This window comes from Streptomyces sp. HSS9-12 (assembly GCF_054963655.1).
Genome location: NZ_JBUEGC010000039.1, coordinates 1 through 13,627, shown reverse-complemented (window position 1 = coordinate 13,627; position 13,627 = coordinate 1). Strand labels below are relative to the sequence as shown.

At 68.5% G+C, this 13,627-nt stretch carries 10 protein-coding genes; 3 read left to right on the top strand and 7 right to left on the bottom strand.

All coding sequences use genetic code 11. The features are described 5' to 3' along the window. Nucleotides 1–80: 80 nt before the first annotated feature. On the bottom strand, nt 81–293 hold the full coding sequence (locus tag ACY34J_RS20365) for a DUF397 domain-containing protein (RefSeq protein ID WP_462727950.1): 213 nt from the start codon (nt 291–293) through the stop codon (nt 81–83). Further along, the gene (locus ACY34J_RS20360) at nt 290–1,126 is read right to left on the bottom strand and encodes a helix-turn-helix domain-containing protein (protein ID WP_462727961.1); all 837 of its coding nucleotides are present in this window, start codon (nt 1,124–1,126) and stop codon (nt 290–292) included. Before ACY34J_RS20360 ends, ACY34J_RS20365 begins: the two co-directional genes overlap by 4 nt. Nucleotides 1,127–1,288: 162 nt before the next feature. Here ACY34J_RS20360 and ACY34J_RS20355 point away from each other — a divergent pair, with 162 nt between their 5' ends. Further along, nucleotides 1,289–1,729 (top strand): ATP-binding protein, encoded by a 441-nt coding sequence (locus tag ACY34J_RS20355; RefSeq protein ID WP_462727951.1) that lies wholly within the window; start codon nt 1,289–1,291, stop codon nt 1,727–1,729. Between the two features lie 247 nt (nt 1,730–1,976). Here the strand turns inward: ACY34J_RS20355 and ACY34J_RS20350 are convergent, their stop codons facing one another. The 3 genes from ACY34J_RS20350 to ACY34J_RS20340 are packed head-to-tail and all read right to left on the bottom strand — an operon-like array spanning nt 1,977 to nt 4,014. Next, nucleotides 1,977–2,426 (bottom strand): hypothetical protein, encoded by a 450-nt coding sequence (locus ACY34J_RS20350; RefSeq protein ID WP_462727952.1) that lies wholly within the window; start codon nt 2,424–2,426, stop codon nt 1,977–1,979. Further along, nucleotides 2,426–3,688: an amidase domain-containing protein gene (locus ACY34J_RS20345; RefSeq protein ID WP_462727953.1), complete on the bottom strand. Its 1,263-nt coding sequence runs from the start codon at nt 3,686–3,688 to the stop codon at nt 2,426–2,428. Before ACY34J_RS20345 ends, ACY34J_RS20350 begins: the two co-directional genes overlap by 1 nt. A 2-nt stretch (nt 3,689–3,690) precedes the next feature. Further along, nucleotides 3,691–4,014 (bottom strand): type VII secretion target, encoded by a 324-nt coding sequence (locus tag ACY34J_RS20340; RefSeq protein WP_462727954.1) that lies wholly within the window; start codon nt 4,012–4,014, stop codon nt 3,691–3,693. A gap of 423 nt (nt 4,015–4,437) precedes the next feature. Between ACY34J_RS20340 and ACY34J_RS20335 the strand changes: the two genes are divergently transcribed. Beyond that, nucleotides 4,438–4,902, top strand: coding sequence for a peptidoglycan-binding domain-containing protein (locus ACY34J_RS20335; RefSeq protein WP_462727955.1), 465 nt, complete (start codon nt 4,438–4,440; stop codon nt 4,900–4,902). A 333-nt stretch (nt 4,903–5,235) separates the two neighbouring features. On the opposite strand, the gene ACY34J_RS20330 is transcribed toward ACY34J_RS20335, so the two are convergent. Next, the gene (locus ACY34J_RS20330; RefSeq protein WP_462727956.1) at nt 5,236–7,113 is read right to left on the bottom strand and encodes a hypothetical protein; all 1,878 of its coding nucleotides are present in this window, start codon (nt 7,111–7,113) and stop codon (nt 5,236–5,238) included. Beyond that, nucleotides 7,110–7,805 carry a hypothetical protein gene (locus ACY34J_RS20325; RefSeq protein ID WP_462727957.1) on the bottom strand — a complete coding sequence of 232 codons (696 nt, stop codon included), beginning with the start codon at nt 7,803–7,805 and terminating at the stop codon, nt 7,110–7,112. The genes ACY34J_RS20330 and ACY34J_RS20325 overlap by 4 nt, the downstream gene beginning before the upstream one ends. Nucleotides 7,806–8,397: 592 nt before the next feature. On the opposite strand from ACY34J_RS20325, the gene ACY34J_RS20320 reads away from it, so the two are divergent. After that, nucleotides 8,398–13,627 (top strand): AAA domain-containing protein (locus ACY34J_RS20320; protein WP_462761967.1); only part of this gene is annotated, 5,230 nt, incomplete at its 3' end.

Below are 13,627 nucleotides of genomic sequence, written 5' to 3'. Positions count from 1 at the left end.
CACCGCGCCCGCCCGCACGCCGTTCAACGGTGTGCGGGCGGGCCAGGTCGTGTCGTCAGGTCTGACGGGCGAGGCTCAACTCATCCGGGTATCGCCGTCGCGAACGCCACGAACGCGCGCCATTCCTCGCGCGAGAAGCGGAGCGTCGGCCCGGCCGTGTCCTTGGAATCGCGCACGTGCACGGTGCCGGGGCTGGCCGCCACCTCGACGCAGTCTCCGCCGCCCGATCCGCTGTAGCTGCTCTTGAACCACTTGAGCTGGCCGACGTCGTTCGTGTCCTGGTCCGTGCTCATGCTTCTCCTGCCACGCGTTCGATGAGACGTGCGGACTCCTCTACGTGTAGAGCCTGCGATCGCAGCTTGCCATATCGCAAGCCGAGCGAGCTCACGTTGTGCGGGTCACTGACCACGACCCCGATTTCCTGGGACTCGATGTAGCCGATGTGACGGTGTTCCAGGGTCTCCACAAGGACGAAGGGTCCGTCCAGCCCCGGGTGGAAGCCGGGAGCCGCGGGCATGACCTGGATTTCGACATTCCGCAACGCGCCCGCCTTCAGCAGCTGCTGGCACTGGGCTCGCATGACCTCCCGGCCGCCCACCGGGTTGCGCAGTGCGCTCTCGCCGATGATGAACGCCAGCTCCACGATCGGCGTGCGTGTGAGCACCTTCTGTCGGTTCAGCCGCGCGTCGATGTGCTGCTCGATGATCTCCTCGTCCATCGGCGGGCAGTGGCCCGAGAACAGCGCCCGCGCGTACTCCTCCGTCTGCAACAGCCCCGGCACGAGCAGCGGATCGTACGAGAACCGGCTCACAGCCTCGGTCTCGATGACGGCGAAGTCCTGGAAGAACGCGGGCAGCTTGGCCAGATCCACCTGTTCCTGCAACACCCCCAGCGCCCCGCCCGCCCCCAGCACCCGTTCCGCCGCCTCCGTGAACGCGGCCTTCGCCGGGCGTCGGCCCTGCTCGATCGACGCCACCTGCTCGTACGAGTAGCCGACAGCGTCGGCGAGTTCCTGCTGTGTCAGCTTGGCCCGCTCGCGGAAGAGTTTGACCAGCTTGCCGTAACCGACCCAGATGGCCGGGCGGTCGTCGTCCTTGTCCCGTTTCCTCGGGCGGCTGTTCCCCATGAGCCCCACGCCCCAAACATCCGTCGCGTTCGCGGTTCAACGCGGGACGCCGTCCCCGGTCACGGGCCGTGACCCGTACAAGCCCGTACCCGGGCCGTACGGAGAGCCCGGGTACGGACGTCCGACCTGGTCAGGCTATCTGCGTAAGGGGACGGTTACGCCATGAAGTCGGAAATCGCCGCCCAACTACCCACCGCCACCCCCACCTTCACGGTGCGCCTGAGTGCCACCCGACGCGGCGCCCGCCTCGCCCGCCGGCTCGCGGTGGAGCAGCTCGACACCTGGGGGATCCCGTACGCGACCGGCACCGCGTCCTCCGTGGCCGCGGTCACCGCCGAACTGGCCGCGAACGCGATCACCCACGGCCGCCTGCCCGGCCGGGACTTCGAGCTGCGGCTGGTCCTCCTCCCCGAGGTGGTCCGTATCGAGGTCTCCGATGCCCGCCCCGAACGCACCCCGCCGTCCGCCGCGTCCTCACCGGCCCCCGACTCGCCGTCCGGCCGCGGCCTGCTCCTTGTTCAGGCATTCGCCGACCGCTGGGGCTGTGCGCCCCGCGACGCCTTCGTCAAAACGGTGTGGGCCGAAGTCGCCCGCACCCCCTGAGGCGCGCGGTACCTGCCGCTACGAGCCGCACCCGTGATGGCAGGGGCGGCGAGCGATGCGCCGAAGATCAAGCGTTCAGCACCTCGGATCACGTGCCACGCACACCATGGTCAAACGTCCTTTACGTGGCGCATCGTGCCCGCCTAGAGTCCTGCGACTGTGCGGTATGCGCAGGGCACAGAAAGCGCGCCCTGCCCCGGACAGCGGGGGGGCCGCGATATCACGAGTTCCCACCACGCGGGCCGGTTCACCAGCGGGCATGCAGTGACAAGGCATTCGTTGGGCTGTGGGTTGTCACCACGCCCGAGCAGTCGTGTCCTCCGGACGGGTCGGGTTCGTACACCCAGTACAAGGCTGCGAGCTGTACCAGCAGCAGGACGGGGACGAGGCACGCGGCCCCCATGGCCACCCGCCCCTGCCAAGCCGCCTCCGGGCGCTGCCCCCGGTGGTGCGCGCCGCGACGCAGGGCCAGCAGGAGCAGCAGGGCCGCCAGGCCGCACACCGGGGCGGCCCAGGCGGTGACGTACATCCGCGTGGAGGGGCCGAGGTACCTGCAGTTCTGGAAGGTGTCGCCGTCGAAGGAGAAGTGGGCCGCCAGCAGTCCGGCCGATGCGACCACCAGCACCGGCACCAGCAGGGACCGACGTCGCCAGGAGATCGAGGGTGTAGACGGTCGTATCCGCGTGTTCGTGGTCATCAGTACCAGTCCGGGTTGGGACGGACGATCCGTATGTTCTGCTGACCCTCGTGCTTCTCGGTCGCCGGAAGCCGGCCTTCCAGGCTCACGTTCTGGTACGAGTCGCTGTGCTGGGTGTACTTGATCTCGCCGTCCGGCATCACCGCGGTGACGATCGCCGCGTGGTGGGTATTGCCCTTCTCGATCGAGTCGTTGGGGCCTGACTGCTCGTAGTAGATGATGTCGCCCGGCTTCACATCGGACCGCGGGACCTCGGTACCGCCGTGCTTGAGCATGAAGTTCTGCTGGTTCTCCGCGGCGGCCCAGGTGTCGGAGTAGGCGAGCCGCTTGTCGACCGAGTCGACACCGGTGCGGTTTCCGATCATCCAGGTGTCGTCGCCCGTCGTCCCCTCCCAGAAGCTGGTCTTCTCCTTCATACCCGCGTGATGAAGGGCGTTGGAGACGAAGTTGGTGCAGTTGTTCCCGAAGTCGGTCGGGTCGTCCTTGTTCCAGTTGTCGAGGGCGTACTGGACCAGCTTCACTCGGTCGTACTTGCCGTTGCCGCGCAGCTCCTGCCGCACATCCGCCGGTATGCCGTCCAGGTTGGCGATGGTGACCGGCTGGGCCAGCATCATGTCCTTGCGCTGCTCTGCGGACAGGCCGTTCCACCACTGGCGGACCGTGGTCGGGTCCTCGTTCACCGGGATGTCGCCGGCGAGCATCGTCATCTGGACGTGCGAGGCGTGGGTCTGGAGTTCGCCCAGCGCCTTGGAGGGGTCGGTGACGCCCGTCTGATTGCCGAGCTTGGTGAATTCCGCGGCGGCCAGCTTGTCGGCGGCGGTGACCTGTTCCACGGCCTGGTCGATGAGGTCCTGCACCTCGGCCCGGTAGGGGCCAATCTCCTCGGCCTCCGTGCGGTTGCGCGGGGGCGGGCCTGTGATCGTCCCGTCGACGCCGATCTCCAGGCCGTAGCGGGTGGCGAGGTCGACTGCCGCCCGCATGGTGCTGTGCGCCGTCTCGATGGTGGTGGTCATGCCGTCGGCGACCATGTTGACCGCGAGGAGGATGTCGTAGGCAGCCTCCAGCTGGTTGGCGAGCAGCTCGAACTCGGCCGCGGCGGTGGCGCCCACCTCGTCGGTCCAGTTGTCGGCGAGCGGCTTGGCTCCGTACTCGCGCAGGTCCTTCGCCGCATCGAGGGCGTACTTGGCGAGGGCGTGCCATTCGTCGGCCGCGGTCGCCCACTTCTTGGGGAGCGCGTTGTTGATCCCTTCGTACGAGACCATGATCAGGCCCTCCCGAGGTCGTTGAGACCGGCGCGCAGTCGTGACTCCGCCTCGGCGTCCGCGCTGTCGTAGCTGTCGGCGGAGTCCCGCAGCTTGCGGCTGAGCTCGCCCATCTTCTTGGCGAGGGAGATCATGTGCTCCTCCCATTTCTCGGCGCATACCTTGAGGTGGACCGGGCTTTCCCAGCCGTTGCCGTAGTGGGAGGTGTATACCTCGTCGCTGGTGTCGAGAGAATGGCCGAGGCGCTTCATGACCTGCTGGGACAGGGATTCGGTGTCGGCGGCTGCGGCGCGTACCCGCGCGGTTTTGATCTCGATGTCGCCCATGAATAACCCCCGTGCATGGATGGACAGTTGGCGGCCAAAAGCAGAACCGTTCGGCCACTGGACATCCTAGGACCCGCTCGTTGTGCGTTCGCGGCAGCTTGGGTGAAGGGGGTGGGAAGGCGTAGGGATGACGACAGCGTCTGACATCGAGGTGGCACTTCAACAAGGGGGGACGAGGGGGTGGGCGAGGCGGATCAGCCAGCGGGCATCCTTTATGGTCCTTTATCAGCCAATTCTCACAGCGGGGCCCAGCCGAATACCGCAGAAGCGGTAACTTCTGCCTGTATCGCGCTGAAGCGGGCGGGTCTACCACGACCACGGTCGTTTCTGCGCGCTGCCACCAAGAGAGGGCGCATCGACGCGGCCGATGATGACCACGTCAGCCGCGTCGGGTGCCGCCCTACGACCCGAAGGGGGAAACGCATGCGATCAAGTGTTTTGACCAGGACACTCGTCAGTGTCACTGCCGCTGTCGGGCTCGCCGCTGGGAGCCTGGCGGGTGCGGGCGCGAGCTTCGCGGTGTCAGCGCCGGCCTCGAAGCCGGCGGCGAGCTCCGAGGCTGCCGTCCCGCTCGCGGTGGTCAACCTCGGCCTGAGCACTGGGCAAGCCAAGAACGTCCAGTGCTGGCTAAAGGTGAACTGGGGCTACACCGGCGCGATCGACGGTCAGCTGGGCACCAATAGCTGGAAAGCGTTCCAGCGCAACCTCAAGGCGCACTGGGGCTACACCGGTGCGATCGACGGAATCGTGGGAAGCGGCACAGTGAAGGCGTTGCAACGCCTGCTCAAGAACAGCTGGGGCTACACCGGCCCGATCGACGGAATCGCCGGATCGGGGACCAAGGCCGCGTTCAAGCGGTTCGCCGATGCCTGCAGCGGCTGGTGCTGAGCGAGTCTCGGTGTGAGCACGTAGGCCTGTTCCTTTTGGCCTGACCTCGAACCTCCGGGAGGTGTCACTCAGCCGGGAGTTCGGCAGGCGGAGACGGCGGTCTTGGCGTGATCCTTCGTGTTGGTCCAGAGCGCGAGTTTCACCGGCCCAAGACCGCCGTCGGAGGTGAATCTGCTGCACCACGATGTCCAGCAGGAAGCGTGCGCTTTCGCGTCACACGTCCGCGATGCCTTCTTTGCGTGTCAGCACGTGCATCGGGACGAACCCTTTCGGGCTCGCCGACGCGCTGCTGTGCGTCGGCGGGGCGACGACGTCAGTGAATTTGACGGCCTGTTAGAACGCAGCTTGCATGCCCTTGGGCTGGATGCGGACGGCCAGTTCGCTCACCTGGCCGCCAACTGGGCAGTGGAAGGGGTGGCCGTGCCGCAGGGCGCTCAGCAGTCCGTGCCAGTCGTGATCGCTGAGGACGAAGAGGAAGCCGTCCTCCTTCACCGCTCCGAGCGATTCGGGCGCACCATGGCCTAGGAGGATGAAGTTGCCGGACAGCCGGGGAATGGTCTCCTCGCCTCGTCGGATGGGGACTTCCCCTGCGACTGCCGATTCGTAGCCGGGCTTCCAGGTCAGGATTCCTTCGATGTCCGCGGCGAGCCCGAGGAGCAGGGTGACGGTCTCCGATTCGTGTCCGAGCCTGTCACCCAGGCTTCGGGTGTCCTCTGCGGGAACCTCCAACTCGACACGTGTACCGGAAAGGTGGGCGCAGAGGCCGGGAGTTTGGTATCTGGGGGTCCTCGCCAGCAGCGTGGCCTCGGCATGGGCGGGGAGATCGAGAACCGCGTCGCGGCGTTCGTCGAACCACTGTGGGTATGGGAAGACGGCTGCGTGCTCTCCCAGCATGCTGAGGAGACGGACCTGACCGTACTCGCCGGCAGCCTGCGCCTCGGGTCCCAGGAGCGGCAGCATCACCAGCGGCCTGGTGTTCGTGTACCCGAGTGCGTCGGCCAGCTGGTCGAGCCACCGGCCTCGGATCTCGGTGTAGGTGAAACCGCTGATCCGTGGGTCGATTTCGAACCGTTCGTGATCTGCGAAGAGGAACGTCTCGCCCGCACGGAGCCGGCGTCCGCGTGACCCCATGCCGCCGAGCCGCACGATCTGCTCGAGAGGGAAGGTGACGGGCCCGGCCTCGGTCGGATCCAGCACCAGCGTGAGGATCTCTCGCTGCCCGAGACTCTCCATTCCGTGGCTGGCGTAGGCCCAGGCGGGAGTGGCAGGTTCGCCGTGCGGATCCGGAATCCGGGTGAGGCTCACGTCCATCCGCCACCGGCCGGGGACGAGGTGCACCGTCTTGACCGTGTCCACTGCCGGAGCCTCGGTAGAGGGCACCTCCGACTCATAGCTGACGACGCGCAACGTGCCCGTCTCATCGGAGGTTCCTCCGGTGGACAGAGCAGTGCCCACCATGCCTGAAGGAGTGCCGTGCCCATGCACGGAGAAACCGGCACTGTACGGCTCGTCGTCGGCGGAGGGGCCGCGGCGCGGCTTCCAATGCGGAGCGATGTGGTGTGCTGGGGCGAAGGTGCGCCTGCCATCAGGGTGGAAGGTGTTCATCGTGGTTTCTGCCGTCGCGAGGAGCGGCCAGTCCGCGCTGCTGCGGTGGTTCCCGTAGGAGACCTCGGCGATGAGACGCCACGAGATGATCCGGCGGTCGTCGGTGAGCGGGGCGAGGACGATACGGTCCGTGGTGCCGACAGGGATGCGCAGGGGAAGGCCGGATGCCGTGGCGTCCTCGGCCGCCGGGCACACCAGCGGAGGGTCCTCGTCCAGGTACACCTCGAGGTCCGGCTCTTCTATGGGCCGGTAGTTCTCGAGGCCGAGTCGGCGCGCCTCGGCCAAGTCCGGAGCAAGGACCATCCCCGGACCGGGCTGGGGAACCAGCGCCACACCGCTTGGTTCCATCTCCTCGCGGCCCAGCACTTCGGCACGCACGGCGGTGAGGATCACGTCCGTGCTGCCGTTCGCCGCGATCTCCAGGAACAGGTTGTGGCCCGATGCCGGGACGTGGAGCGGCTCCGGGCCCACGGTGTCGCTTGGCTCGAGTACCACGGTCACATGGCTGTAGCCCGTAACCCGTGCCGCGAAGAACTCGCCACGCTCGACGTACCCTTGGCGGCGCTTCTCCGCGCGCCGCTCCTTCGACCATGGCAGCCATGTCACGCCGCACCCTCCCAACTGAGTCCTCGTGGCGGCCGCGCCACGGTACGGAACGGCTGTCCGGCGAGCTCGATCCGCTTGGTTCCGGAGCGACTGCCGTCCACCCAGTCAAGCTCCAGCACCCAGGCCACGTACCAGCGTTCGGTCTGCACGCGAAGCTCGAAGGTCTCGGGATCGTCCGGGCCGACCTTGTAGGAGAAAACCGACGGCGTATCGGCACCCTGCGGTTCCAGCCGGGGCGGATCCTCATCGAGGAGGACGGTGTACGCCCGAACAGGGAGTACGCCTGCGGATGGATGTAAGTCCCCACGAGGCTCGCGGCGCTCGATCACCACAACCCGGAGTCCGGTGAGTACAACGGTGCGTTCATTCGCTGTCACATGCAGTCGGACGGTGTGACCGCTGGCCGGGACGGTTCGCGCGGGCTCACCGGACTGCCCAGGTACGCTGAGATAGCCGACGGCCGTGACCGAGGCATGGCAGGACAGCGGCTCCCCGCGGGGAGCGAGGCGCTGACGTCGCACAGCCTCCTCCACCAGAACGCCCGCGACGACTGCGCTTACCGTCGTCGAGAACCACTCCGGAGCCAGATCGGATACCCAGAGAACCACCACCGACACGAGGCTGACGGCCACGACGGCCAGCCAGGGCCGCACTCGCAAGCGAAGGCCGCTGAGGCCGTCTCTGAGCGACACCGGAACTCCTCCGGCAGCCGGAGCACCCACCGGCTGCCCTGGTCAGCTGACATGTGTGCGGTGCCAGTATGGCGTCGACCGAGCACCGGCGTCGGCGTATTCCAATCTCTCCACCAAGGTCTCACTCCTGCATCGCCGCTACGAACGCAAGGCCGAGCCCCCTTGCCTTCGTCGGCATAGCCGCAGCCCCTCATCACCCACCGCTGCTTCACCAAATGACACAACGTCTGAGCTACTCAGCGTCGCGCTGTCATTGAACACACTCCGGATTAGGGTCTCTCTCTCGGATGCCGAGTGGGAGTTGGTCGAGCCTTCTTGCCAGTGGGCGACTCACCTCGCGGCTGACCGCCGGTGCGGCCCGGCGCATCTGTGCCCGGTCCGGGGCTGCCCTGCCGTCCGCGCTGTCCCTGCGGCCATTACCGGGCATCAAAGGGGAAGTTGTGTCCGAGCCTGCTAGTATCTTTGTCGTGTACTGAGTTCACATGTAAAAAACTGATCTGCGGAACTGGCGCTTCACGGCCTCGCGGGTCCGGGTGATTGATGTGAGCTCCCAGCGGCCACCCGATGGCAAGCCGCACCTGTGGGGGGATGCGTGAGCAAGCGCGATGTCGAGGTCGTGGACGACGGTATCCGGCCGGTCGGATCGACCCATGTGTACGTGGACGGGCTCGAGGTCCGGGTGGACGATGTACGGCCGTACCGCTTGGTCGAACCCGAGCATGCACGTGGTCATCGCAAGGGCGACGACTTGGTGTCGTGCACCGTGTACCTCACCAACCGCACGGGGCGGACGCTCGAACTCGACGGGATCGAGCTTCTGATCCGCTGCGGAGCGAACGGCAAGGCGGCGCGCCGGGTGTACGACGACGGATCCGATCTGCTCGACGCAGATCTGGAAGGCACCTTGCCGCCCGGCAGGACCGTCTCCGCAACCTGGGCCTACAGCATTCCCCGCGGTTCGGCTGAACAGCTCGATATCGAGGTTTGCTTCGCGTATGACGACGAGCGTGACGGCGTCACCTTCAGCACCGCGCCAAAGGCCCATGTGTCCCGGCCGGTGGATCCCCGCGTGCCCGTGCTGCACCTCGTGCCGCCGCAGCCGTCCGCCCCGGTGGAGACACGGCCTGCGACCGCAGACCCCGTGCCTGGCACGGACATTGAAACCTCTGCCTCCGCCGCCGTCCACGGCGCCGGCACCGACACCGACACCACCCGCGTGCGCCAGATCTTCCGGTTCCTTGCCGCCGCCGAGGAATCCCGTACCAGGCCCGTGCGCACCCTCGACGGCGCCCAGGGCACCGTCTGGTTCGCAGACCTGCCCGAGGATGCGCGCATCGCCTCCGTGCTGGACGGTCCCGTACCCACCGCCGAGCCCGCCTGGCTGACCGTCGAAAGGCCGCAACGCGAGGAGCCGCCGCAGCTCCCGGCCCAGCTGGCTCCCTGGGTGGACCAGGCACGCGTCCGCGATTTCACCGCCCAGCACGCCCCGCACCTGCGCCGTCGCATCGAACCGGAACTCCCGGACCACTCGCGGGGCATCGCCCTGGAGAAGACATACCACGAACTGGACGACCACCCCCGCCGGGAGCACATCGAGAAGCTCCACGCCGCCTGGGAGTCGGACTGGCGGCAATGGGCGGAGCGACGGCGTGCCATCGATCCGTTCGTCAAGCTCTACGACCGCCTGCACAAGATGCACGAGGACGCCGCCAACCTCGGCGAGTCCTATGAACTCGTCCTCGGCTTCGGCCGTCTGACCTGGCAGTCATCATCCGGTGACCGTGTGGAGCGGCACCTTGTCACCCACCGGGCGACGCTCCACCTTGACCCCGCCACCGGAATCCTCACCGCCGCTCCCGATCGCAGCGCCCCCGGCCTCCTCCTGGAGGAGGGCATGCTCGACGCCGAGCAGCACGTGCAGGGAGTCGTGCGCGAGGAAATCCGCGAAGCGCTCGAGCAGGCTTCGGACGCCACCGAGCCCGAGCGGCTGGAGCATCTGCACACCGCGCTGCGCAGCTGGACCAACGCCGCCCACAGCGCGGGACGTTACCTGCCCGGAACCGACCGCGAGCGGCCGCGCGCCCTGGACATCCCCGTCGTCGGGTTCACTCCCGCCCTGGTCCTGCGCGAGCGCACCCGCCGCTCCACGCTCGAGGCGCTGTCCGCCATCGCGAATCGGGTGGAGCGTGGCGCACAGCCGACCGATCTGCTGCGGTACATCGCAGGCGGGGACGGTGCGCTCACCGCAGCCGACCAGGAGAGGGCCGAGAAGGTTGACGGTGTGCCGGATGAGGTTTACTTTGCGCTGCCCGCCAACGAAGAGCAGCGCACCATCGCCGAACGGCTGCGGGGCAATCGGCTCGTCGTCGTCCAGGGCCCTCCCGGCACCGGCAAGACCCACACCATCGCCAACCTGGTCACCGACCTGCTCGCCCAGGGCAAGCGAGTACTGATCACCAGCCACACTCCCCGCGCGCTGCGCGTCCTGCGGAAGAAGCTGCCTGAGAGCGTACGGGACCTGTGTGTCAGCCGCACTGAGGACGGCACCAGCGCCCAGCGCGAGCTGGAGGCCTCGGTCCACACGATCCTCAGCCGTTTCGCCGGCTACGACCCGAAGGCCTCCCGCCGCGAGATCCAGCAGTTCGAAGTCCGTCTCGCGGCCGCCCGCCGCGCGCAAAAAGGCATCCTGACGGACCTCAACGCCCTGCGCGAGCAGGAGACCCACCGCTTCCCCGCCGAGATCGGCGACTACAGCGGAAGTCTCCAGGAGATAGCCGGGCGGCTGGCTGCCGAGGCCTCGCGCCATGAGTGGATCGGCCCCGTGCCGCGGCAGCAGGCCACGCTCACCGCCGGAGAGGCACTGCGGCTGCTGCACACCGCCCGCGGCTACACGACGGAGCAGCAGGCGCTGGCCGCGGAGGTCCCGGGCCCGGCCGAACTGCCCTCGCCCGGTGACTTCGAGGAGGCCGTCGGCGCCGTACGGGCAGCGGAGGAGGCGCACGCTGCCGCACGCCAGGAGTCGGTCGCCGCCTCCTACGACGCCTTGGTGGACGGGCTCACCGACGCCGAACAGCAGCGTCTCAGCACCGCCCTGGACGCCTTCGCCACGGCCCGGGTGGGGACGACCGCCAAGGCTGCCGCTGCGGGGGAGTGGGCGACGGCCGGTCTGAACTCCGTGCTCACCGGCCAGGACTGGCAGATACGCACCCGCCACACCGCGGTCACGGCCGCGCTGACCGCGGCCGACGCCGCGCTCGGCACGCTCGGCGCCACGCTTGTCACCGGACTCGAGCAGTACGAGCCGCCCGCGGCGCTGAGCCTGGCGACCACCCTTCACGACGGGCTGAGTCAGGGCCAGAAGCTGCGCGGCGCGCTCGGAACGCGTACCAAACTCGCCAAGATCGTCGGCCCGTTCGTCCAGCAGGTACAGGTGGACGGCCGTCCCCCTGAGGACGTTGACAGCGCCGCGAAGGTGCTCGCCCGTGTCCGGTTGGAACTGTGCCTCGCCGAGGTCGAGCGCGAGTGGGGCGCCGCCGGAACACCGTGGCAGAGTCACGGCCGGCGCCTCGCCCGGCTGCGTCAGGACCTCGAGGCCCTGGACGCCCTGCTGGCCGTCGGGGCGGCCCGTGCCGACGTGGTCACCGCAGCCGCGACCTCCCCTGAACTCGCCGCCGCTCCGTGGCACGAGCAGAGCACCGAAACCGCTGTGCGCTCCCTGCTGCGCGTACGGGTCACGCTTCGTGCCGCCGAGCAGTCGCGCCGCCTCATCGCCGGCGCCGCCGACCTGCTGCGTACCTGGACCGATCGGCCCGGCGCCTCGCCGGCCTTGGCGCGCTCCCGTGACGCGGTCGCCGCGCAGGACCCACAGCGGTACCGCGAGGCCTGCGAGGAGCTGACCGGGGTCCGCGAGGCGGCCCGGCTGCGCGCCGCGCATGAAGCCGCGCTCACGCCGGTGCGGGAGGCGTTTCCAAGCCTCGCTGAGCGGATCATCGGTAGCCCTGAGGACCCGCAGTGGGAGGAGCGGCTCGCACATCTCGCCGAGTCCTGGGCCTGGTCGGCCTGGCGGGAACGCATCGAGCGCCTCACCGACCCGGAGGCCGAGCGCAAGCTGCGCACGCGCCTGGCCGAGGCCGACGACGAGGTCCGTCTCACCCTGAAGAAGCTGGCCGCCGCCCGCGCCTGGCACCGCTCCCTCGGGACGCTGACGGGCGACCAGACCACCGCGCTGAAGGCCTACCAGCAGGCGGTGCGTCGCATCAAGGGCAAGTACCAGCACCGCTACCGCCGGGAGGCACAGAACGCGCTGCGCGAGGCCCAGAGCGCGGTGCCGGCCTGGATCATGCCGCTGCATCAAGTGGCAGAGACGGTGCCCATGGACCGGCCGGGAATCTTCGACGTGGTCATCGTCGACGAGGCCAGCCAGTCCGGCCTCGAGGCGATGCTGCTCACCTGGCTCGGCGACCGCGTCGTCGTGGTCGGCGACAGCAAGCAGGTCAGCCCCTCGAACGTCGGCCTGAAGCAGGAGGAGTACTTCAAGCTCCAGGACAAACTGCTCACCGATCTTCCGGGACCCCGCAAGGGCCTGTTCGGCCCGGAGACGAGTTTCTTCGACCTCACCGAGGCGCTCGCGGGCGGTCGTGGCACCTTGATGCTCAAGGAGCACTTCCGCTGCATGCCGGAGATCATCGGGTTCTCCAACGAGCTCTGCTACAACGGGCAGTTGCTGCCGCTGCGCCAGTACGGGGCCGACCGTCTGCCCCCGGTGCGCACCGTGTACGTCGAGGGCGGAGAGGCCGTCGGCGCCAACACCCGCATGGTCAACCAGGCCGAGGCGGAGGCGTTGGTCCAAGCGCTGGCGCGCTGCTGCGAGGACCCGGCGTACGAGGGCCGCACCATGGGTGTGATCAGCCTGCGCGGCAGCAAGGCGCACCTCCAGGAGCTGGAGAACCTGCTGGTGGCGCGCCTGTCGTACGAGGAGCGGGAAGAGCGCCGCATCCGCGTCGGCGATGCCGAGGACTTCCAGGGCGACGAACGCGACATCATGTTCATCTCCTGCGTCAACTCCGCCACCACGGCGGGCGGCGGCGTCCCGGGCGGCTACAGCGGCAAGACGTACGAACAGCGAATCAACGTCGCCGCCTCGCGCGCCCGCGACCAGGTCTGGGTGTTTCACAGCGCCCGCACTGAGCAGTTCCACGAGAACGATCTGCGTCGCCACTACCTCGACCACCTGACCCGCCCGGCCGAGGAGAGCGTCGCCGCGGTGACGGACGAGGTGCTGCCCGACCAGCGCCACGAGGCTTTCGAGAACCTCTTCCAGCAGCAGGTCTACCTGGAGCTCACGGGTCGCGGATACCGGGTCCGCCCGCAATACCGGGTCGGCCGTCACGCGATCGACCTGGTGGTGGAGGGCGGTACGCGGCGGCTCGCCATCGAGTGCGACGGTGACGCCTTCGCCGAGGGCGAGGACGCCGCCACGGCCGCCGCACGCCAGCGCGATCTGGAGCGTGTGGACTGGACGTTCGTACGCATCCGGGGCAGCCGCTTCTACCTTGACCGGGAGCAGGCGCTGGCCCCGCTCTGGGCGGAGCTGGAGCGGCTCGGCATCGAGCCGGTGGCCCCGGAGCCCGAGGCGCGTGCGGAGGAGAGCGTGCCCGGTGGAGCGGCGCCTCCGGTTGCCAAGGCCGAAGTCATGGAGCCCGAAGCTACAGAGCCCGAGGCCGCAGCACTTCTCACCCCGTCGCCGTACGCTGAGCCGCAGCCAAGGCCGGAGCCAAGGCCGGAGCCAAGGCCGGAGCCAAGGCCGGAGCCAAGGCCGGAGC

Coding starts and splice junctions, on each gene's coding strand:
- ACY34J_RS20365 (WP_462727950.1), bottom strand. CDS start 293: ATGAGCACGGACCAGGACACGAACGACGTCGGCCAGCTCAAGTGGTTC.
- ACY34J_RS20360 (WP_462727961.1), bottom strand. CDS start 1,126: ATGGGGAACAGCCGCCCGAGGAAACGGGACAAGGACGACGACCGCCCG.
- ACY34J_RS20355 (WP_462727951.1), top strand. CDS start 1,289: ATGAAGTCGGAAATCGCCGCCCAACTACCCACCGCCACCCCCACCTTC.
- ACY34J_RS20350 (WP_462727952.1), bottom strand. CDS start 2,426: ATGACCACGAACACGCGGATACGACCGTCTACACCCTCGATCTCCTGG.
- ACY34J_RS20345 (WP_462727953.1), bottom strand. CDS start 3,688: ATGGTCTCGTACGAAGGGATCAACAACGCGCTCCCCAAGAAGTGGGCG.
- ACY34J_RS20340 (WP_462727954.1), bottom strand. CDS start 4,014: ATGGGCGACATCGAGATCAAAACCGCGCGGGTACGCGCCGCAGCCGCC.
- ACY34J_RS20335 (WP_462727955.1), top strand. CDS start 4,438: ATGCGATCAAGTGTTTTGACCAGGACACTCGTCAGTGTCACTGCCGCT.